This window comes from Kluyvera georgiana ATCC 51603, from assembly GCF_001654985.1.
Lineage (GTDB): Bacteria > Pseudomonadota > Gammaproteobacteria > Enterobacterales > Enterobacteriaceae > Kluyvera > Kluyvera georgiana.
Genome location: NZ_LXEU01000043.1, coordinates 21,586 through 41,475 on the forward strand (window position 1 = coordinate 21,586; position 19,890 = coordinate 41,475).

At 57.1% G+C, this 19,890-nt stretch carries 18 protein-coding genes; 11 read left to right on the top strand and 7 right to left on the bottom strand.

The window, feature by feature from the left end; translation table 11 throughout:
- The first annotated feature begins 6 nt into the window (after positions 1–6).
- Genes M989_RS10065 through M989_RS10085 form a run of 5 tightly spaced genes read left to right on the top strand, consistent with a single transcriptional unit; the run spans position 7 to position 4,463 of the window.
- Entirely contained in the window at positions 7–1,020 is a 1,014-nt protein-coding gene (locus M989_RS10065) for a fimbrial protein (RefSeq protein ID WP_064544898.1), read from the top strand.
- 8 nt (positions 1,021–1,028) lie between these two features.
- The gene (locus tag M989_RS10070) at positions 1,029–1,559 is read left to right on the top strand and encodes a fimbrial protein (RefSeq protein WP_064545010.1); all 531 of its coding nucleotides are present in this window, start codon (positions 1,029–1,031) and stop codon (positions 1,557–1,559) included.
- A complete protein-coding gene (locus M989_RS10075) occupies positions 1,559–2,074 on the top strand; it encodes a fimbrial protein (RefSeq protein ID WP_064544899.1) in 516 nt (171 codons plus the stop codon). The genes M989_RS10070 and M989_RS10075 overlap by 1 nt, the downstream gene beginning before the upstream one ends.
- A 12-nt stretch (positions 2,075–2,086) precedes the next feature.
- Positions 2,087–2,764, top strand: coding sequence for a fimbrial biogenesis chaperone (locus M989_RS10080; protein ID WP_064545012.1), 678 nt, complete (start codon positions 2,087–2,089; stop codon positions 2,762–2,764).
- Positions 2,765–2,768: 4 nt separating this feature from the next.
- Entirely contained in the window at positions 2,769–4,463 is a 1,695-nt protein-coding gene (locus M989_RS10085) for a PglL family O-oligosaccharyltransferase (protein WP_064544901.1), read from the top strand.
- On the opposite strand, the gene M989_RS10090 is transcribed toward M989_RS10085, so the two are convergent.
- The gene (locus tag M989_RS10090) at positions 4,460–5,068 is read right to left on the bottom strand and encodes a helix-turn-helix domain-containing protein (RefSeq protein ID WP_342447180.1); all 609 of its coding nucleotides are present in this window, start codon (positions 5,066–5,068) and stop codon (positions 4,460–4,462) included. The genes M989_RS10085 and M989_RS10090 overlap by 4 nt on opposite strands.
- 319 nt (positions 5,069–5,387) lie before the next feature.
- Here M989_RS10090 and M989_RS10095 point away from each other — a divergent pair, with 319 nt between their 5' ends.
- Positions 5,388–5,987: a hypothetical protein gene (locus tag M989_RS10095; RefSeq protein ID WP_064544905.1), complete on the top strand. Its 600-nt coding sequence runs from the start codon at positions 5,388–5,390 to the stop codon at positions 5,985–5,987.
- Between the two features lie 40 nt (positions 5,988–6,027).
- Here M989_RS10095 and M989_RS10100 read toward each other — a convergent pair whose 3' ends face one another.
- The gene (locus tag M989_RS10100) at positions 6,028–6,984 is read right to left on the bottom strand and encodes an AraC family transcriptional regulator (protein ID WP_064544907.1); all 957 of its coding nucleotides are present in this window, start codon (positions 6,982–6,984) and stop codon (positions 6,028–6,030) included.
- 115 nt (positions 6,985–7,099) lie between these two features.
- Between M989_RS10100 and M989_RS10105 the strand changes: the two genes are divergently transcribed.
- The gene (locus M989_RS10105) at positions 7,100–8,296 is read left to right on the top strand and encodes an MFS transporter (protein ID WP_064544908.1); all 1,197 of its coding nucleotides are present in this window, start codon (positions 7,100–7,102) and stop codon (positions 8,294–8,296) included.
- Positions 8,297–8,343: 47 nt separating this feature from the next.
- Here the strand turns inward: M989_RS10105 and M989_RS10110 are convergent, their stop codons facing one another.
- The 4 genes from M989_RS10110 to M989_RS10125 all read right to left on the bottom strand — a co-directional run bounded on the left by M989_RS10110 (position 8,344) and on the right by M989_RS10125 (position 13,833).
- The gene (locus M989_RS10110) at positions 8,344–8,664 is read right to left on the bottom strand and encodes an AzlD domain-containing protein (protein WP_064544910.1); all 321 of its coding nucleotides are present in this window, start codon (positions 8,662–8,664) and stop codon (positions 8,344–8,346) included.
- Between the two features lies 1 nt (position 8,665).
- On the bottom strand, positions 8,666–9,406 hold the full coding sequence (locus tag M989_RS10115) for an AzlC family ABC transporter permease (protein WP_064544912.1): 741 nt from the start codon (positions 9,404–9,406) through the stop codon (positions 8,666–8,668).
- 129 nt (positions 9,407–9,535) lie between these two features.
- Complete coding sequence (locus tag M989_RS10120) at positions 9,536–12,613, bottom strand: beta-galactosidase (RefSeq protein ID WP_064544915.1); 3,078 nt, start codon at positions 12,611–12,613, stop codon at positions 9,536–9,538.
- 143 nt (positions 12,614–12,756) lie between these two features.
- Positions 12,757–13,833 (bottom strand): LacI family DNA-binding transcriptional regulator, encoded by a 1,077-nt coding sequence (locus tag M989_RS10125; protein ID WP_064544916.1) that lies wholly within the window; start codon positions 13,831–13,833, stop codon positions 12,757–12,759.
- 190 nt (positions 13,834–14,023) lie between these two features.
- Here M989_RS10125 and M989_RS10130 point away from each other — a divergent pair, with 190 nt between their 5' ends.
- Together M989_RS10130 and M989_RS10135 are read left to right on the top strand one after the other, a co-directional pair.
- Positions 14,024–14,461, top strand: a complete 438-nt coding sequence (locus M989_RS10130; protein WP_064544918.1) for a hypothetical protein — start codon at positions 14,024–14,026, stop codon at positions 14,459–14,461.
- A 122-nt stretch (positions 14,462–14,583) separates the two neighbouring features.
- Positions 14,584–15,216, top strand: a complete 633-nt coding sequence (locus M989_RS10135) for an ECs1377 family protein (RefSeq protein ID WP_064544919.1) — start codon at positions 14,584–14,586, stop codon at positions 15,214–15,216.
- Here the strand turns inward: M989_RS10135 and M989_RS10140 are convergent.
- Positions 15,203–16,435, bottom strand: a complete 1,233-nt coding sequence (locus M989_RS10140; RefSeq protein ID WP_064544921.1) for an MFS transporter — start codon at positions 16,433–16,435, stop codon at positions 15,203–15,205. The genes M989_RS10135 and M989_RS10140 overlap by 14 nt on opposite strands.
- A 452-nt stretch (positions 16,436–16,887) precedes the next feature.
- Between M989_RS10140 and M989_RS10145 the strand changes: the two genes are divergently transcribed.
- Positions 16,888–17,796: a dihydrodipicolinate synthase family protein gene (locus M989_RS10145; RefSeq protein ID WP_064544923.1), complete on the top strand. Its 909-nt coding sequence runs from the start codon at positions 16,888–16,890 to the stop codon at positions 17,794–17,796.
- A 16-nt stretch (positions 17,797–17,812) separates the two neighbouring features.
- A complete protein-coding gene (locus tag M989_RS10150; RefSeq protein ID WP_064544925.1) occupies positions 17,813–19,780 on the top strand; it encodes a YjhG/YagF family D-xylonate dehydratase in 1,968 nt (655 codons plus the stop codon).
- The last annotated feature ends 110 nt before the right edge of the window (positions 19,781–19,890 follow it).

Sequence of the window (19,890 nt, forward strand, 5' to 3'; positions counted from 1 at the left end):
ACCAACATGAAATACGTTTTAAAAATAGCATTCTGCTTAATGTGCGTTGTCGCGATGAATACGGCGTACGCTGGCTCGTCCGACAGCTGTACCAACGCCTCTGGCTCAACGCAGAACGAGAACTTTGACGTCTCGACCTCGCTGAATGCCGATACCAACGTGGCGGGCAAAACCACCCAGGTCGTGCGTTCCGGCGATATTCATATGAATGCCGTGTGCCCGAAGACATTTGGCGAGACCAGCAACTACACCTATCGATCTTATGTCTCGAATTATCCGGTGGTGGAGACATCAGGCAACTGGAAATATCTGTCGCTGAACGATTATCTGGAAGGGGCGCTAAGGGTAACGGATGCGGTGGCGGGCGACGTTTATGCTCCGACTAACTATGCGCGGATGGGGCAGGATAACTGTGTCTCCAACGGCTGTCATTTTCCGGTCTCCGATTCCAACATCACGCTGCAGATTAAAATTGCCAAACCGTTTGTGGGCAACGTCACTATCCCGCAGACGCATCTGTTCAACGTCTACGTAAACCGGACTAACAGCTCGCCGTTTGGCACGCCGGTTTACACCATCTCATTTAGCGGCTCCATCACGGTACCGCAAAGCTGTGAGGTCAACGGTAACCAGGTTATCACCATCAACTTTGGCAATATCGCCTCGGGCAACTTTAAAACCAAAGGGCAAAAGCCGTCAGGTTTTACCCCGATTGCCGAGCAGGTGCCGGTTAAGTGCGCAGGCGGCATTTCTGAGATGGCCAGTCTGAGCTTTCGCTTTCAGGGGCAGGCGGACAGCAATGAACCGTCGGCTATCGCCACCGACAATAAAGATATCGCCGTGCAGTTCACCGATATTCTCGGCAACGTGATTACGCCCAACACCGGCACGATCCCTTTCCAACTGGAGAACTATACGGCGACGGTACCGTTCACCGTGTTTCCCATCAGCGCTACCGGCAACAAACCGCAACAGGGGGTGTTCCATGCGCAGGCGTATATCGTGGTCGATTTTAACTAGGGGGAATGATGAGCAAACGGAGAATAGGGCTGCTGGCGCTAAGCATGATGATGCCCGTCGCTTACGCCTCAGATAACGGCGTCGAGATCGACATGAGCGGCACGGTGATTGCGTCGACCTGCGATGTGGAAACCGCGGATACGCTGCAGACGATTTTTATCGGCAATTTCGCCAGCACCTTGTTTACCACGGTAGGCGATGTTTCACCTACCGCAGATCTGCTGATTCGGCTGAACAACTGCAGCAGCGGTATCAGCGGCGCGACGGTGACGTTCAGCGGCACGCCCGATAACGATAACAATAAGCTGCTGGCGCTTTCTGACACCTCGGAGAGCGGCGGGATGGCGACAGGCGTGGGCGTGGAAATTCTTGATGCGAATAAAAACAGCGTGGCGATCAACGCCGACAGCGAGAGTCAGCCTTTAAAAGAAGGCGATAACAATACGCTGACCTTTTTCTTGCGCTACAAGGCGACGAAGATCCCGGTGACCGCCGGTAACGCGTCGTCGGTCATGTACTTTGACCTGAGCTATCAGTAATGAAAAATCGTTCTCTTCTCGTGGGTATGCTGCTACTCAGCAGTCTCCCGGTGCTGGCCCATGACGGTCAGGTGTATGTCAGCGGTACAATTCAGGCGAATACCTGCATTGTCGCACCGCAATCGCAGGCGCAAAGCGTGCCTTTGGGCGACATTCCCGACAAACAGTTTTCGGCAAAGGGCAGCGGCTCTCAGCCCGTCGCCTTTGTGATTGACCTGCAAAAATGCGGCGCGGCCGCCAGCGGGGTGGATTTCACCTTTACGGGGGCGGCAGATAGGGCCGATCCGCAACTGCTGGCGCTGGATGGCGCCGAGGCCGCCGGCGGTATTGGCATCGAGTTGCAAAGCGCGGACCACAGCCGATTGCCGCTGAATAAAGCATCGGCAACTTTCCCTATCGACCCGACGCTTGCCGACAACACCTTTATCTTTTACGCCCGCTATTTGTCGACCGCGGGCAGCGTGACCAGCGGCGCGGCGAATGCTACCGCCACCTTTACGCTGACGTGGCAATAAGGCGGGATGCTGATGATCAAATGGATAGCGTTATGGATAGCAGCTTGTACCTGCTGGTACGCGCAGGCTGGCGTGGTGGTAGAGGGAACTCGCTTTATCTTCAATGCCGACAAAACGAGCATCACTTTTACGGTCAATAACACCTCGCAGCAGCGTTTTCTGCTGCTGTCAAAAGTGCTTGATGCGCAGGGCCAGGCCAGCAGCCAGGTGCCGTTTATGACCACGCCGCCGTTGTTTCCCCTGGCGGCGGGGCGCAGCAATATGATTCGCATTATACGTACCGGCGGAGACCTGCCGGACGATCGTGAAAGTCTGTTCTGGCTCAGCGTTGCCAGCATTCCGCAAACGCAGGGTAAGCCCTCGCCCAACTCGCTTCAGGTGGCGATTCGTAGCCGTATGAAGCTCTTTTATCGCCCGGTGGGGCTGAAGGGACGCGAAGAGGATGCCTATCGCCAACTCGAGTGGCAACGTGACGGCGCGCAGGTATGGGTCCGCAATCCTACGCCGTATTACGTGACGCTCTTTCATCTTCAACTCAATGGTCGGCCGGTCAATAACGCCGGGATGGTAGCGCCATTTACCCGCGTGACGACATCCGGCTGCCCGGCCACCGGCCGCTGTCTGGCGCAATGGCAAACCATCAATGACTATGGCCGGGTCATGCCCGTGTGGCAACAGGCGTTGAGATAACACCATGGCTAGCGATAAGCGTAAGCTGGCGCGTCGTGCATCGTGGATGATTGTGGGCCTGCTGGCGATCATCTATCTGGGGGCAATGCATGCCGTGATCCCCAATATGGGCGGTAGCGGCAGCGAGCTGCCCACCACGCTGTGGGTATGGCTCATCATGTTGGTGGTGCTGGGCGTGGGGTGGCCAGGCCTGCTTTCGACGGGCATTGTTTTGCCGCCGGGGATGATACCGATGCTGGCGGGCGCGTTGCTGATGACTCTGCCCCTGGCGTGGTGCCCGCATCAGACCTGGCTGCTTGACGCGCTGCCGCGCTTTGCCGGGCTATGGGTAGGGATGTTATTGCTGGTGCTGTTTGCGCAGTGCCGGTTTAACGTGCAGCAGCAGCAAACATTGTTGTATCTGGTTGCCGCTGCGGCCCTGATGCAAACGGCTTATAGCCTTGCCGGCCTGCACTGGCGTGGCGTACTGCCCGAGTTTGAGCAACAGATACTGGCGGCCAATCCCGGTAATGTCGGCGTTTTTCAGCAGCGTAACGTTACGGCCTCTTTTCTGGCCTGCGGTGGGGCGATATGGCTTTTTCTCCTGGGTTCCGCGAGGTTTCGCCTTGCACGTCGGCGTCTTGAGGCTCTGCGTCTGGCGTCGGCTTGTGTTGCGCTGGTGGCTATCTTCTCGGCGCTGACCGAAATAGGCTCGCGAATCGGTTGGCTCAGCGCGTTATGCGTCTATACCGGTATGGTGGGCCTTCACTGGCGGCTCGTCACGCCAGTAAAACGGCTGGCGATGCTATTTGCGCCCCTGGTCGGCGTGGCGACAGGGGCGTTGGCCATGCCGGATTCGCTGCTGGACGTGCTGAACGCGCATCATGGTTCGAATCTCCAGCGATGGATGATTCTGCGTGAAACCTGGAGCATGATCGTGCTGCATCCGTGGCGAGGCTGGGGTGATGGGGGCTTTCTTTGGAGCTTCAGCCACTTTATTGCCGATCGGCCACATCCGATTGATAACGGTCGGCTGGTTATCCCGCATCCGCACAATGAAATACTCTACTGGTGGGTGGAAGGGGGGATGGTCGCCCTACTGGGGCTGGCGTGCGAGATTTATGCTGGCATGGTGATATTCCTCGGCGCGAAGCGGCGTCGCTCGCTGGCGCTATTGTGCTGCATCTTACCGCTGTTGTTGCATTCACAGGTGGAATATCCATTTTATCAGTCGGCGGTACACTGGCTGTTGTTAGTGATGTTGACCGGAATGGCGGCAGGGTACCGTCAGTCAGCCCACAAAACAACACACCCTGCGCTGCCGTTGCTCAGCGCCGGGGTGGTTGTCGTGTGCCTGGCGCTGTCGGGCGTGGTTGCGCTGACCCTTCGTCAGCAAAATCTTTTAACTGGTTTTGAACGCCATCCACAGCGCTATGAGGTTGAGGTGCTGGCAATGCGCGAGAGCGGGTTGGGGATTGCGCGCGTCAGGCAAGATCGGGCGCTGGCGCAGATAGTGCGATATCAATCGACAGGCGATCGGGCTGCGCTGACAGAATTTATTCGCCAGGGAAATGACTGGCTGACGACGTGGGTCGATGCAGATATGTACGATAATCTTATTAACGTCAATCTGTTCCTGGGAACAACGTTTGCCGGCAAAACGTTAAAAACAGAAGCTGCAAGGATATTTACCGAAGACGCTCGGTTTGATCATCATTAGAATGCGGTCGGTAATTTATCCATATAAACCAGAACTCCTGATTGCACTTCAATATAATGGCCTTTTTTTAATTCGGCGAGCACATCCATTATTCGGCTGCGGGAGATTCGAGTGCGTCGCTGAATAAAGGAAGAGACCTTAATCTGCCGTCGAATGTCTTCCGGGTAGAGCCACAGTTCAATGAGCAGCGAGCGGATTTTACTGTAGGCATCATTGCCCACCATTTCGCTGTCGCGAGCGCTCATCACCATCACGCGCTGGGCGAGGATCCGCGCAATGTCATGCCAGAGATTAAATTCATCGCACTTCTCGACGAAGGTATCCAGCGGAATAATCCAGCCGGTACATTCGGTTTCCGCACGAATGTAGTGCTGCGGCCTGGCCTGCACATCGTAATACAGACTATAGCCATCGATAAGCCCTACAACGGTTGGCGCAAACACCGTTGCCATATGCAAATCAACCTGAGCATGGCTAACAGAAAAGCAGCCGGTCGTGACCAACACAATAAAAGCCGTTTCTCTATCGTTACTGAGCAACATTTTGGCGGGTGGACTTAACGTAAATGCGCTGCCAAATGGCGCCAGAATGGAATGCAGCGTCATAATTGCCTTAAGGGGTTTCGTTTTTTGACTAAACTCGAATGCATGTAATGAACGAGACGAATCATCTGATTGCGACATGACTTATTTCTCAATGAATAATATGCGTAAAGTATAGCATGCGTCAGAAAAATGAGTGATTGATATTTTATGCTTATTCTCGTTTTTGGCGAGTCCAGGACAAATCTTTTTATAGTTGGTGGGATTATATATTTAAAATAAAAATAACGCAGTCCAATTATGGACTTTAATTTCATTGAAATGACATTTCACAATCGTTAGTGTTTTAATTGTAAAGAGTATTTCCGAGGGAGAGGATATTATGGAGGTGGTAAGTTACAGCGATGATGCCTATCTGAATTTTGGCATTCTGCAACTTCTTAATCCAGCTCAAAAAGAGACGCGTGTCTATCGAATAGGACACGTCATTCTGGATTTCATTGTTATTCTCAATGACTTGGATATTACCTTGTCAGTTCAGCGGTTAGCTCGGGATGCACATCTTTATTCCTGTAAAAACATCATGGTACTGACAGAGGTTGTCTCGCCTCTGATTATCGGTTACCTGCTGCGTAGCGCGAGTGGGTTGGTGGTGTATAACATTAAGAATAACCACAGCGAAATGCTGATTGATATATATTCGCCGGGAGTGAATAGCGAAGCAGAGAAGTCGCTTTATTTTTCGCTTTCCGATAATGAACTGTTTATTCTACTGGCGTTGAGCATGGGAATAAAGCCTGAACTATTGACGCGCATTACCGGTCGTTCAGAGAAAAGAATTAGCGCCATCAAACGAAATGTTATGAACAAGTTGGAAATAAGAAACGGTAAGGTTTTTTATTCGGTTATTAAGGCATTATTCATTCATGATGCAAATAATTCAAGCGACTCACGTGCGGCCATATTAACGGTAAAACACTAACGGATACCTTCTCGCTTATTATTATGGCCGAACGTGGCAACTATACCTCGGACGCGATCTCACTGTTTTCGCGTAGCGCCCCCGGCGAATGGCCGACAACGCGTTTAAATGCCCGACTGAACGCGGCCACTGAGCTATAGCCGAGTTTGAGCGCCACGGTTTCAATGGCCTGCTGCTCCTGGCCGATATACTGCACCGCCAGCCGCATGCGCAGTTCGCCCAGGTATTTAGCCGGCGTGGTGCCGGTTGCGGACAGGAAGCGTTCAGCGAACACCGAGCGCGAGGTACCGGCTTCTTTGGCTAAGTCCGCCACGCTCCAGTTGATGCCGGGCTGCTGATGCATCGCGTAGATGGCGCGGCTGAGGCGCGGATCGCGCAGTACCTGAATCCAACCGGTTGCCTTGCCGCAGCCTGCTTCCACCCAACCGCGGACGATGAGCGCCGCCACAACATCCGCGAGCCGGGCAAGGATCCCGGCAAACCCCACCTGACGCCCCTGAGATTCGCGCTCCATGGCGGAAAGCAAGGGGTGGATTTCCGGCCAGGTCGACATCAGTCGGCTCACCATCATCACTTCTGGCATTGCTTTGACCAGAGGCTGCATGCCGCCAAGATCGAAATCCATACATCCACTGAATATAACCACGTTGCCGCCGTCGGGGCAGGGCTGGCAGTGAATATCGCACACTGAACTGCAAATCGGCTCGCTGGGAAAGTCGGCGAGTGGCGTCACGATGGCGTGATCATCCGACAGCAGCGCGTGGGCATTGCCGTTGGGAATAAACAGCGCATCTCCGCTCTGTAGCTCGAAGCGCGCGCCGCTCTCTGTCTTTAAGAGCGCAGTCCCCTGGCTGACAAAGTGAAACTGCGCTTTGCCCGCTGCCTGACCGAAAGCCACGCCAAAGGGCGCGCTGGCTTCTATACGGCGATATTTGACGCCGGACAGGCGCATTCCACGCAGCAGTTCACTGATTAAATCGGGGGCATGGTGGCTCACAGTCGCAACTCCGGACGAATTATCAATAATTGGAGATTATATGTCATAGATCGTCCAGGCGGAACTTTCTATGCTTTGCGACAGATATCACATTTTCATAACGGGAGAGTAACAGATGAATTCATGCGTCGCTGAAAGCGGGTCTTTAGCCCCGGCCAAACCCGCCTGGCGTGCCGTATGGTCGCTTGGGCTGGGGGTTTTCGGTTTGATTACCGCCGAGTTTTTACCGGCCAGCCTGCTCACGCCGATGGCGGCAAGCCTCGGCGTGAGCGAAGGTATCGCCGGGCAAACGGTGACGGCGACCGCGCTGGTGGCGCTGGTGACCGGGCTGCTGATTACGTCGGCCACCAAAAGTATCGACCGTCGCTGGGTGCTGATGTTCTTTACCCTGCTGCAGATTGTCTCCAGCCTGCTGGTGGCGTTTGCGCCGTCGCTGCACGCGCTGCTATTAGGTCGACTGCTGCTGGGCGTGGCGATTGGCGGCTTCTGGGCGATGTCGACGGCGACCGCGATGCGGCTGGTGCCGGCGAGCGATGTGCCAAAAGCGCTGTCGATTATCTTTGCCGGTGTGTCAATTGCCACCGTGGTCGCCGCACCGCTCGGCAGCTTTCTCGGTAGCCTGATTGGCTGGCGTAACGTTTTTATTCTTTGCGTAGTGCCCGGCGCGCTGGCGCTGCTGTGGCAGCTATGGGTGCTGCCGTCCATGCGCCCGGACAGCGGCGCGAGCCTTGGCACGTTGTTTAACGTGCTGCGCCGTCCGGGTATGGTGGGCGGGCTGCTGGCGACCATTTTTATCTTCAGCGGCCATTTTGCCTTCTTCACCTACCTGCGTCCGTTCCTCGAAACGGTCGGTCAGGCAAGCGTGGAAACCATTTCGCTGATTTTACTGGGTTTTGGCATCGCGAACTTCGTCGGCACATCCATCGCCGGACATCTGCTGGCGCGCAACCTGCGTCTGACGCTGGCGCTGGTACCGTTTGCCATGGGGATTCTGGCGTGGATGATGGTTGCCTTCGGTCATCTGGCGCTGCTGGACGGTCTGCTGGTGAGTCTATGGGGATTTGCCTTCGGTCTGGTGCCGGTAGGCTGGTCTACCTGGCTTGCCACCACGGTACCGGATGAAGCCGAGAGCGCAGGCGGTCTGCTGGTGGCCTCCATTCAGCTGGCCATCAGCGCTGGCGCGGCAGGGGGCGGGCTGGTCTTCGACCTGAACGGTGCCAGCGGCGTCTTTACCGCCAGCGGCGTGCTGCTGGTGGTGGCGATGATGGTGGTACTGGCAGGCGTGCGGGTGAAAACGGCGGCTGCGGAGTAAACTGACCGTAACATGGCGTTCTGCTGTTGGCAGAACGCCATGTTGCATCAGGAGAGGAGGAAACTGAGCCCGGTAAAAGCCACCATTCCGGCAATGACCGTGGCAAACAGGCTGCGGCTGAGTATGCCGACAAGCGTCGCCGCTGCCGCCGCGAGCAGCGAAATGCTCAGCCCGCCGGACGTGAGCGCGGGTTTGCCGACAAGCTCTGCGGCGATAATGGCCGACATAATGGCGGCCGGGATAAAGCTGAGCCACTGCTGTAGCGCATGCGGCATGCGAAAGCGCGACAACAGAAGAACCGGCACGGTCCGCATCAGGGCGGTCACCACCGCCGAGGCAATAATGGCGAGCAGAATATTGCGTTCCATTTTATTGTTCTCCCTTCGCGAACAAGCGCAGCCCCAGCGTGGCAAGGGTTGCGGAAACGGACGCGGCAACAATCACCACCACGCTGGTGTCGGTATGGCCGGCCATTAACAGCGTAATCAACACGGAGACGGCGATAGCAACAGTCTCCAGTAGCCGACGACGACTGGCGAACCACAGCATCAGCACCAGGCCGATAAACATGGAGACAAGGCTAAAGCTCAATCCTTCCATCAGCGCGGGCGGCAGCGCTGAGGCCAGACCGGCGCCGACGATGCAGGCGAGGATCCAGTTCAGCCACGCGGCGACGTTAATCCCCAGCATCCAGGCGAACGGGACTTTACCGTGCGTGCCGCCGTACTGCACCGCCACGCCAAAGGTTTCGTCGGTCAACAGTAGGCCGCTGAGGATTTTTTGTACCGTGGTGTGCTCGCGAAAGAAGACGCTCATTGCCGAACTCATCAGCAGATAGCGCAGGTTAACCAGCAGAACGCTGACCACCACCGACGCCACCTCCGCGCCCGCGGCCCATAGCGAGTAGAAGAGAAATTGTGCCGACCCGGCGTACAGCAGGCTGGCTAGCAGCGCCGTTTGCAGAGTGGTAAAACCAGAAAGTGTGCCGATGGCTCCGGCGGCAAAACCAATACTCCAGTAGCCGGGGATCGTCGGAAAGCAGGCAACCACCCCGGCGCGAAACTGTGCTCTGACCTCGTGAGGCGCTGAGGCCGTTGTTTTCATCAACATCCATTCTTCCCGTAATATAAAGCGTGATAATCATAAGCGTTTGTAGAAATACGATTATCATATGGCGGGCTTTCGCGCACGCATAAAAAAAATCCACGCGTCGGCGTGGATTTTGAGCTTGCGGCAGGGCTAGCGACGCGCCCAGCGTAGACTGTAGTGATAATGCGGCTGTTGCAGCAGATACTCCTCGGAAACGCTGGGGCTCCAGGAGTCGTCGCCGCCAACGCCCATATGGTAGCCATCAATGTTCAGCCAGCTTCCTGCTTCCTCAACCAGCAGGTGCCGGTGTGAGGTGTTATGCAACTGAGACTGACTGTAGCGACTGAGGTTGAACTGGAAATTGCCGCGCCAGAGGTTGGCGCCATATTCCAGACGTTGAGTACCGCAGCGCAGGCCGTTTTCGCTCGGGAAGACGTACGGCGTGTACATCTCAGCTAGCGGAAGCTGCCAAAGATCGTACTGGGCCGAGGCCTGACGATCGGGGTAGTTTTCATGCGGCCCCAGCCCCAACCAGCTGACCTGCGGCGCAACTTCCGCCAACTGGCAGGTCAGGCCGATGCGTGCCGGAGACGGCGTGCCGCGGGCGACGTCAACATCCACGTGAATTTGTAGTTCGCCCTGATTATCAATAATGTAAGTTTTGCGGCTGATAAACAGCAGATTGCCGTGCGCGAGCCAGTGATGCTCTGAGCGCAGCTGCACCGTCTGCGATTCTGTCAGCGTATCGGCGCTCAGGCTGACGGTACGGCAGGTCATGGTGTAATGACCGGCCGCTTTCCAGCGCTCAACCCAGGCATTGGGATCGATACGTGTCACTTCGCTAACGCCGATGTCGTTATCGAGCGGCGCGCGGGTGAATTGATCCTGCAGCGGCGTCAGCAGAACGTCCTGGCCGTGGCTGACCCACTGTGTCAGCAGGCCGCTGGCACGATCGAACTGCCACTGCTGCTCGCCGTGCGCAATCAAATAATGGCTATCGCTTTGCGTCAGTACCGGTGTTTTTCCTCGTGTGACGATGGATTCCGCGTAGAGCAGGCCCGGCAGTTGCCACTGCTCGCGGGCGCAGATGTGCCCGGATTCGCTCCAGCGGGTGGCGGCGTTCTGCCGCACTTCGACGTTCAGCCACACCTCGCCGCTGCGGGCGATCGTCGGCAGTTCCAGGGCGATCGTCTGTTTCCCCTGTGGGGCAATAGCCAGCGGTACACTGCCGCTGGCAAGCGATTCACCCTCGAGCTTCACCGTCCAGAACAGTTGCTCATTGTCGGTGTGACGGAACAGGTATTCGCTGGTCACTTCCAGCTGATTTTCGGCCACCAGGCGGAACTGGAAGAACTGCTGGGCGTAGCGCGCTTCATACAGCGACGGGTGTGGGGTGCGGTCGGCAAACACCAGGCCGTTCATGCAGAACTGACGGTCGTTCGGCGTGTCGCCAAAGTCACCGCCATAGGCGGAGAAGGTTTGACCGTTTTGATCGCGCTTGTTGAGCGACTGGTCGACCCAGTCCCAGATAAAACCGCCCTGCAAACGGGGATACTGACGGAAGGCCTGCCAGTATTTATGGAAACCGCCAAGGCTGTTACCCATCGCATGCGCGTATTCGCAGAGGATCAGCGGACGGCTCTCATCCGGCATGCCGACCCATTTTTTGATGGACCATTTTGGCACCGCCGCGAACGGCTGATCCTGGTCGACGCGGGCATACATCGGGCAGATGATGTCGGTGGCTGCACTGTTGGCACCGCCGCCTTCATAGTGCACAGGGCGGGAAGGATCGTTGGATTTGATCCAGCGATACAGCGCGTCGTGATTATCGCCATGCCCGGACTCGTTACCCAGCGACCAGATAATAATCGACGGGTGATTGCGATCGCGCTGCACCATGCGGGTGACGCGCTCGCTCATCGCCGGCAGCCAGCCCGGGTCATCGCTGAGACGGCGCATTGGCACCATCCCGTGGGTTTCGATATTCGCTTCATCTACCACGTACAGCCCGTAGTAGTCGCATAAACGATACCACTGCGGATGATTAGGGTAGTGGGAACAGCGCACCGCGTTGAAGTTATTCTGCTTCATCAGCAGGATATCCTGACGCATGGTGTCGATATCCATCACCTGGCCGTTATCCGGGTGATGTTCGTGGCGGTTGACGCCGCGAATCAGCAGCGGCTGGCCGTTCACCTTCAGCAGCCCGCCGCTGATTTCAACCTTTCTGAAGCCGGTGTCATAGGCTTCAGCCTCAATCAGCGTATCGCCGCGTTTGAGCAGCACGACGGTGCGATAGAGCGTGGGGACTTCCGCACTCCACAGCGCGGGCTGCGCGACCGGCAGGCGCAGCGTGGTACGATCGGCATAACCACCACGCTCATCAATGATGTCGCTGCCGAGCGGCTGCTCTGCTTCGCTCACCAGACGATCGTCTTGCCACAACTGCACGGCTATGCGCGTGTCGTGGGTGATATCGCCTTCAACGACCACGGTCGCTTCCAGCGTGCCGCGGCTGAATTCGTCGTTGAGGTGGGTAACCAGCTGAACGTCGCTCAGGCGAGCGGTCGGCTTATGCAACAGCGTGACGTCGCGAAAAATACCGCTCATTCGCCACATGTCCTGATCTTCGAGATAGGTGCCGTCGCTCCAGCGCAGCACCATCACCGCCAGGCGGTTTTCGCCGTTAACCAGCAGTTCACTAAGATCAAACTCTGACGGCAGCCGGCTGTCCTGCGCGTAGCCGACCCACTGGCCGTTACACCACAGGTGAAAGGCCGAGTTGACGCCGTCGAGGATAATGCGCGTCTGCCCGTCGGTCAGCCATTGCGGATTAACATTGAATGTGAGCGAGTAACAACCAGTGGGGTTATCCCGGGGGACAAACGGTGGATTGACCGGAATGGGATAGGTGACGTTGGTGTAAACAGGCGCATCGTAACCCAGCATCTGCCAGTTGGAAGGAACCGCAATGCCGCGGGCGTCCGGCAGATCGTGCTGTAACCAGCTTTCCGGTACCGCCTCCGGTCGCGTAAAGTAGCTGAACTGCCAGCAGCCATTGAGAAGTTGCCGCGACGGTGATACGGCGTCCCGGCGGGCGTCATCGACCTCGCGCCAGCTGGAAAAGGGCGGATGGGCGGCCAGCGCGTTGAGCTGGGTGACGGCGTGATTTTCCCAGTCGCGCCGGGCGAGTACGGCGGCCAAAGAGAGAGGTTGAGGGTTCATAGTGGTGGTTCCTTGATATATTTGCGATTCGCTCACAATTTTAACCACTATGTGAGGATTCCCGCTGCGTGTAAAGGATCATCGCGGGAGAGAGTGAAGGCAATCACAAATCATGGCCCCGAAGGCGGGGCGCAGGAGAGCGGTTATTGCAGGCGGGCAACCTGCCGGGCGAGGCGAGACAGTTCCTCTGCAAGCTGCTGCGGGCTGAGCGAATCAGACGGCGGTTTTGCGGTGGTTTTGCGCACTACCAGGCTGACCGGCAGTAATTCGGATACCGTCTCTTCCCCGTCGATCAGCGCCAGCAGACGCTCTATGCTGATTTTCCCTAACGTCCTGAAATCCTGTTTGATGGTGGTGAGCGGCGGAGTGAAGCAGGCGCTATCTTCCGTATCATCGTAGCCGACCACCGAGACGGCCCCGGGGACCGGCAAACCGTATTCGGAAAGTGCGCGTAGCGCGCCCAGCGCCATCTGATCGTTCGCCACCAGTATGGCCGTCGGGAGGGTTCCCTCGTTAAGCAGCCGGGTAACCTGCTGATAGCCCGATAGCGAGCTCCAGTCGCCGTGCATCACCGCCACCGGCATCAACTGATGTTGCGCAAGGCAAGACTGCCAGCCTTCAAAACGCAGCCGCGCCGAAATGGAGCTCAGCGGGCCGGACAGCAGGGCTATCTGCTGATGACCCCGTTCGAGCAGATGATCGACGCCCAGCTTTGCGCCCATTTGCGGGTCGAAAACAATATGGTGCGTGGTGGTTGACGGCGAGACATCCAGAAACAGCACCGGAATAGCCCCGCACAGCCGGACGATTTCCTGGGTATGTTCTTCTTCCATGGGAATATTGACCAGAATGCCGTCAACGCGCTGCGACAGCAGCTGGCTAATGGCGGCTTTGCTGGCCTCCAGCCCCGACTGTTCGGTCATGGCGATCGCCACATTAAATTGCAGTTCGCCCGCCCGCGACTTGGCGGCGGCCACAATCTGCGAGGGGGCATGCAGCGCCAGGTTGCTGGTAGCAAACCCCAGCGTATGGCTCAGTTTCCCTGCCAGCTGCTGCGCCATGCGGTTGGGAATATAGTTCAGCGCATCCATCGCCGCTTCAACCTTAAGGCGCGTTTTTTCGGATACGTGGGCGGCCTGATTGATGACCCGGGAGACAGTCTGATACGAGACGTTAGCGTGCTCGGCTACGTCATAGAGGGTGACAGACTTCGCTTTCATGCCGGGATTCCTCGTCATTTATCATGGTGAAGATGACTGTCAGGCAGCCAAAAATCGTTGGCATATCATAGCATTTGTTCGCGGGGGGCGCACGGTGGCGGGGCTAACCTACCGACGCACGATTTAATATTGCCCGACGTTTTGTCGCTTTAAGGACACTATCTTATGAGGGAAAAGTGGAATCTAAGAAATGGTAAAAGTCGTGTTATCCGTTGTGGTCTGTTTGCTGCTGAGCGGCTGCGCCACGATTGTCGGCGAGTCGACGCAGAGCGTGTATCTGGAAAGCAACCCCGTGGGGGCGCAATTTATTATCTCGGATAATCATGGGGTGGTGAGCGCACGCGGTGTGACTCCGCAACGGGTCACGCTGCCTAAATCGGATAACCGCTATTTTGGCAAACTCACCTACAACGTGACTTTTTTACAAGCGGGTTACTATCCGACGCTGGTCCCGTTGCAAACCCGAACCACCCACTGGTACACCTTCGGCAACCTCCTGTTCCTCGGCATCCCCGGCTGGTTCCTTGTTGACCCCTTCAACGGCGGAATGTACGCCATTTATCCGCAGCGCGTGAATGCGTTGATGCAGCCGTGCCCGCGCGGGCCGTGGCGCTATACGTGTGAATAGCATCCTGCACCGTGATGGCCGTTGAAATGGCGGGTTATTGTTGTCAGATAGAGGCTTCCGGTGCTCGCGCGTCGCTGGTAAAGTGAGCAACGCATAATACGATAATCAGAAGGGTATCAACGGTGAGCGCGCGCATTGACTACCAGATTGAGAAATACCGCTTTACGGAGGCGATGGAAAGCGAACGCCTCACGAAACAGTGGGCCGATGTGATGGCGGAATGTCAGGCCAGCGGGGCGGGAGCGGAAGAGCGTCTGCGTATTGCCTTGCTGAATGTGGATTACGTCACCAGCTTCGAACTGCCTTTCCGGCTGCTGCTGACGCGCGCGCCGCAGTTGATCGCCAGCGTGCGCGATGAGCTTGCGTTGAACCAGAAAAGCGCGACCTTCAACGGTAAGCGTTTTGGCTGTGTCTACAGCCTGAAAAGCGATCTCGCTGGCGTACCGGACGCCTTTCAATACCATCTCTCAACGCGTATCCGCCGAACCGACGGGGCGGGTAACAGCGAAACGCCCTATCGTGAAATCGCCCAGCAGGTAAAACACCCGCGCGAACGCCTGCGGCTCGCGCTGGAAAACAGGCTGGCGGTGACGGCGCTGGATGGATTGTTTTGGTTTGGCCTGCAGCGCATCGCCGCCGATGTGCAGCGGCTGCGCAAAGCGGGGATGCGTATCGCCACGTCGGAAATGGACGTTTTCGATACCTTAACCGGCACGACGCGGCGCGTGCCGGTTTATCAGCTTACAGCGATCTGACCTGCGCGGCGTTCTCCAGCCGCCTGATCGACGGAACCAGGCTGGCGCAGACGGTGGCGATCGCCACCGCGATGCCGGCAACCAATAAAACGTGGCTGTTGCCGTACTGCATCGCTAACGGCCCAGCGACCAGCTCGCCGAAAGGGATGGCAACAAACGATCCGACAGCGTCATAGGCATAAACGCGGGCGAGTTTTTCCGGCGGGATGTGTGTTTGCAGTGAATGGGCCCAGGAAACGCCGAACCGTCCAAAGGCGACCCCTGTCAGGAAGAAAGCGGCAATCAGCCAGCCGGCCGAGGCGCCCTGGCTGAGCAGGAGAATAGGAGCCGAACACAGCCCAACCAGCATGACGCCGATAAACAGATCCCGACGCGGCCGCCAGCGCAGGGCGATAAAGGTGCCGACGATCAACCCGACGCTCTCGGCTGCCACAATGATGCCCCAGTTTGCCCGGCCAAAGGTGGCGTCGGCTATCGCCGGGCCGAGCACCATCACCACGCCGCTGAATGCCGCGTTGATAATCGTAAACTGAACCACAATCGACCACACCCAGGAGCGACTGGCGAACTCTTTCCATCCCTCTTTTAAATCCTGCAGGATGTTGCTTTGCGAGGCGCTGACCCTGGACGATGCCACGCGAATCATAAAGTACAGGGGCGCCGCGGCGGCAAAGCCCATGGCGTCGATTGCCAGCCCCCAGCCGGGGCCGACCGAGCTGGCGAGGATCCCGCCAAGGGATGCGCCAATCACCGTGCCGCTGTAAATACCGAGCTGCACCAGCGCGTTGGCTTCGCGTAGATTGTGCGTGGGCACCGTCTGCGGAACCAGCGCCTGTGAGGCCGGTAAGGCGATCCCGGCGGAAGCCCCGTTGAGTGCGCCAAGTAGGGCCAGGCTTAACACCGTCGCGGAGCCATCCAGCACTGACCAGGCCACAATAGCCTGCGAAAGGGCGGCGACGCTGGATGAGTAAACCAGCACCCGGCTGCGCGAGTAGCGGTCGGCCAGGACGCCACCGATCAACAGAAACGCGACGTTGAGAATGGAGCGAGAGGCCACGACCATACCCAAATCAGAAACGCTTCCGCCAATATCGAGTACCGCGAAGGCCAGCGCAATCGGCGCCATACCGTTACCGAGGACGGTAAGCAAGCGGGCGGTGAACAGATAGCGGAATGCGGGGAAATGGTAGGCACGAGCTTTTTTATTATATGTATTCATTATGGCGATGAGTTCAGGGGTAGAAAGCGCTGTATAGACGGTCTGCGGGCCTTGAAGACGCGAGGAACAATGGATGTACGCATAATATCATGTAATTTGGGTACGGAAGGGCTGATTTATCGGCATCCTGCTGAACTTCACCGTTCCCGCCGGAGGGCGGCTCTGTAGATTCGGATACGGCTGATTTACTGTTATTATAAAAACGCACTAAAATCAGCAGGATAAATGGTGAGGATCCGCTTCCTGGCAAAATAACGTTCACTTAGACGCTGACGCTGAATGATGCGCCTTCTCGTTACATCCTGTTGCTCTCCATTTTGTGATCAAGTCTAAAAAACACACAACCTGCTCCTCTCCGTGATTTACCGCCACGCCGGTCGTGGATTACAGTAAATTTATAAATAAGAACATCGTTCTATAATGTAGAACAAAATAAACATTAAGGAGTATCCATGCAACCAGCAGTGCAGTTCTCAGGCATCATTCCCCCGGTTTCGACGCTGTTCACGCCAGATGGGCAATTTGATGCGAAAGGCACCGGCATATTAATTGACGACCTGATTGCCGCGGGCGTGGATGGGCTTTTCTTCCTCGGCAGCGGCGGCGAGTTTTCCCAGCTTTCAGTGGATGAGCGCAAAGCGGTTGCACAGTTTGTCACGGCGCACGTGAATAAGCGCGTACCGGTGCTTATTGGTACCGGCGGCACCAACGCGCGCGAAACGATCGCTCTTAGCCAGCATGCGCAAGAGTGCGGCGCGGATGGGATCGTGGTGATCAACCCGTACTACTGGAAAGTGTCTGAAGAGAATCTGCTGAACTACTATCAGCAGGTGGCTGATAGCGTCACGCTGCCGATAATTCTTTATAACTTCCCGGCGCTCACCGGCCAGGATCTTATGCCAGCGATGGTGAAGCGCCTGGTGGCGTCGCGCAAAAATATTGTCGGCATTAAAGATACCATCGACTCCATCGCCCACATCCGCAGCATGATTAACACCGTTAAAGCGGAGCATCCGCACTTCAGCGTGCTGTGCGGCTATGACGACCATCTGTTCAACACCCTCATGCTGGGCGGTGATGGTGCGATTTCCGCAAGCGTAAACTTTGCCCCGCAGCTGTCGGTTAATTTACGTCGCGCATTCCTTGATGGTGACCTCGGCACCGCGGCGAAAATTCACCAGAAGCTGGTACAGGTGCCGCAGATTTATCAACTGGATACACCGTTTGTGAATGTGATTAAAGAGGCGATGGTGCTGTGTGGGCGCGATATGTCGACCTGGACAATGCCACCCGCAGGCGTGCTGGATGACGCGCGCCGCCAGCAGCTAAAAGCGCTGCTGAAACGCCTTGAACTCTGTTGATTGGGAGAGCGAAAAAATGTCCATCGACACCATTTTCACGCCGCAGGATGAGCCATTCTATGCGGTGAAAACGCATGCCGCCGGGCCGCAGGGGGCGCTGCCGTTGACGCCGCAGATGCTGCTGGAGTCGCCGAGCGGCAATCTGTTTGGCATGACGCAAAACGCCGGAATGGGCTGGGATGCCAACAAACTGACCGGGCGTGAAGTATTGCTGATTGGCACTCAGGGCGGTATTCGCCACTCGGATGGTCGCCCGATCGCGCTGGGCTATCACACCGGACACTGGGAGATTGGCCTGCAAATGTCGGCGGCGGCGAAAGAGATTACGCGCCTGAGCGGCATTCCGTTTGCGGCATTTGTCAGCGACCCGTGCGATGGGCGCTCGCAGGGGACGCATGGAATGTTCGATTCGCTGCCTTATCGTAACGATGCGGCGATCGTTTTTCGTCGTTTGATCCGTTCACTGCCGACGCGGCGCGCGGTAATTGGGGTGGCGACCTGCGATAAAGGACTGCCCGCGACGATGATCGCCCTGGCGTCGATGCACGATCTGCCGGTGATCCTCGTGCCGGGCGGGGCGACATTGCCACCCACCTTTGGTGAAGACGCCGGGAAGGTGCAAACCATTGGCGCGCGCTACGCCAATAACGAACTGAGCCTGAAAGAGGCATCGGAACTGGGTTGTCGCGCCTGCGCATCGCCCGGCGGTGGTTGCCAGTTCCTTGGCACTGCCGGGACTTCGCAGGTGGTGGCGGAAGCCTTGGGGCTGTCGTTGCCGCACTCGGCGCTGGCGCCGTCGGGCCAGGACGTGTGGCTGGAGATCGCCCGTCAGTCGGCGCGAGCGGTGATGGCGCTGGATGAAAAGGGGATTACTGCGCGCGATATCCTGACCGATAAAGCGATTGTGAATGCGATGGTGGTGCACGCGGCCTTTGGCGGATCGACGAACCTGCTGCTGCATATTCCGGCTATCGCTCATGCGGCGAAGTGCACCCTGCCGGATGTCGCGCAGTGGAGCGCCATTAACCGTAAAGTGCCACGGTTGGTGAGCGTTCTGCCTAACGGGCCGGATTATCATCCCACGGTACGCGCATTCCTTGCGGGCGGCGTGCCGGAGGTGATGCTGCACCTGCGTCGGCTCGGGTTGCTGCATGAAGATGTGATGACGGTTACCGGGCAGACGCTCGGTGAAAACCTGGACTGGTGGGCGCGCTCCGAGCGCCGGGCGAAGTTCCGTCAGTGCCTGCGTGACCAGGATGGCGTGGAGCCGGATGAGGTGATCCTGTCGCCGGAAGGCGCCAAAGCGAAAGGGATGACATCAACGGTGGCCTTCCCGGTAGGCAATATCGCGCCGGAAGGTTCGGTGATCAAAGCCACGGCGATCGATCCTTCCGTTGTCGATGAAGACGGTGTGTATCGCCATACGGGCGCGGCGCGGGTATTTGTCTCGGAAGAGGCGGCGATCAAAGCCATCAAACAGGGGCACATCCAGCAGGGCGATATTATGGTGATCATCGGCGGCGGTCCGTCGGGCACCGGGATGGAAGAGACCTATCAGCTCACGTCCGCGCTGAAACATATTTCATGGGGGAAAACCGTGTCGCTGATTACGGACGCGCGTTTCTCGGGCGTTTCTACCGGCGCATGTTTAGGGCACGTTGCGCCGGAAGCGCTGGCAGGCGGGCCGATTGGCAAACTGCGCGATGGGGATATGATCGAGATAATTGTTGATCGCCTGTCGCTCAAAGGAAGCGTGAACTTTATCGGCAGCGCGGAGGGGCGTATGGGGCCGAAAGAGGGCGCAGCCGTGCTGGCGGAACGCGATCTGCATCCCGGTCTGAAGGCGCATGACTACCTACCGGACGATACGCGTCTGTGGGCGGCGTTGCAGGCGGTCAGCGGTGGCGCCTGGAAGGGCTGTATTTATGATACGGATAAAATTATCGAGGTGATTAACGCCGGTAAAAAAGCGCTGGGTCTTTAATTTATTAAAACCCATTTAAAATGCCGCTAAATAAATATATTTAGCGGCCAATAATCTATTTGTGGAAATATATTATCCTTTCCGGGAGGATTTACTGTTGCTGCTTTCTG

Excerpts from the sequence above, each read along its gene's own strand:
- M989_RS10105 (WP_064544908.1), top strand. The coding sequence starts at position 7,100 with ATGAATTCATGCGTCGCTGAAAGCGGGTCTTTAGCCCCGGCCAAACCC.
- M989_RS10080 (WP_064545012.1), top strand. The coding sequence starts at position 2,087 with ATGATCAAATGGATAGCGTTATGGATAGCAGCTTGTACCTGCTGGTAC.
- M989_RS10090 (WP_342447180.1), bottom strand. The coding sequence starts at position 5,068 with ATGACGCTGCATTCCATTCTGGCGCCATTTGGCAGCGCATTTACGTTA.
- M989_RS10145 (WP_064544923.1), top strand. The coding sequence starts at position 16,888 with ATGCAACCAGCAGTGCAGTTCTCAGGCATCATTCCCCCGGTTTCGACG.
- M989_RS10115 (WP_064544912.1), bottom strand. The coding sequence starts at position 9,406 with ATGTTGATGAAAACAACGGCCTCAGCGCCTCACGAGGTCAGAGCACAG.
- M989_RS10095 (WP_064544905.1), top strand. The coding sequence starts at position 5,388 with ATGGAGGTGGTAAGTTACAGCGATGATGCCTATCTGAATTTTGGCATT.
- M989_RS10130 (WP_064544918.1), top strand. The coding sequence starts at position 14,024 with ATGGTAAAAGTCGTGTTATCCGTTGTGGTCTGTTTGCTGCTGAGCGGC.
- M989_RS10120 (WP_064544915.1), bottom strand. The coding sequence starts at position 12,613 with ATGAACCCTCAACCTCTCTCTTTGGCCGCCGTACTCGCCCGGCGCGAC.
- M989_RS10110 (WP_064544910.1), bottom strand. The coding sequence starts at position 8,664 with ATGGAACGCAATATTCTGCTCGCCATTATTGCCTCGGCGGTGGTGACC.
- M989_RS10065 (WP_064544898.1), top strand. The coding sequence starts at position 7 with ATGAAATACGTTTTAAAAATAGCATTCTGCTTAATGTGCGTTGTCGCG.
- M989_RS10150 (WP_064544925.1), top strand. The coding sequence starts at position 17,813 with ATGTCCATCGACACCATTTTCACGCCGCAGGATGAGCCATTCTATGCG.
- M989_RS10075 (WP_064544899.1), top strand. The coding sequence starts at position 1,559 with ATGAAAAATCGTTCTCTTCTCGTGGGTATGCTGCTACTCAGCAGTCTC.
- M989_RS10140 (WP_064544921.1), bottom strand. The coding sequence starts at position 16,435 with ATGAATACATATAATAAAAAAGCTCGTGCCTACCATTTCCCCGCATTC.
- M989_RS10125 (WP_064544916.1), bottom strand. The coding sequence starts at position 13,833 with ATGAAAGCGAAGTCTGTCACCCTCTATGACGTAGCCGAGCACGCTAAC.
- M989_RS10070 (WP_064545010.1), top strand. The coding sequence starts at position 1,029 with ATGAGCAAACGGAGAATAGGGCTGCTGGCGCTAAGCATGATGATGCCC.
- M989_RS10085 (WP_064544901.1), top strand. The coding sequence starts at position 2,769 with ATGGCTAGCGATAAGCGTAAGCTGGCGCGTCGTGCATCGTGGATGATT.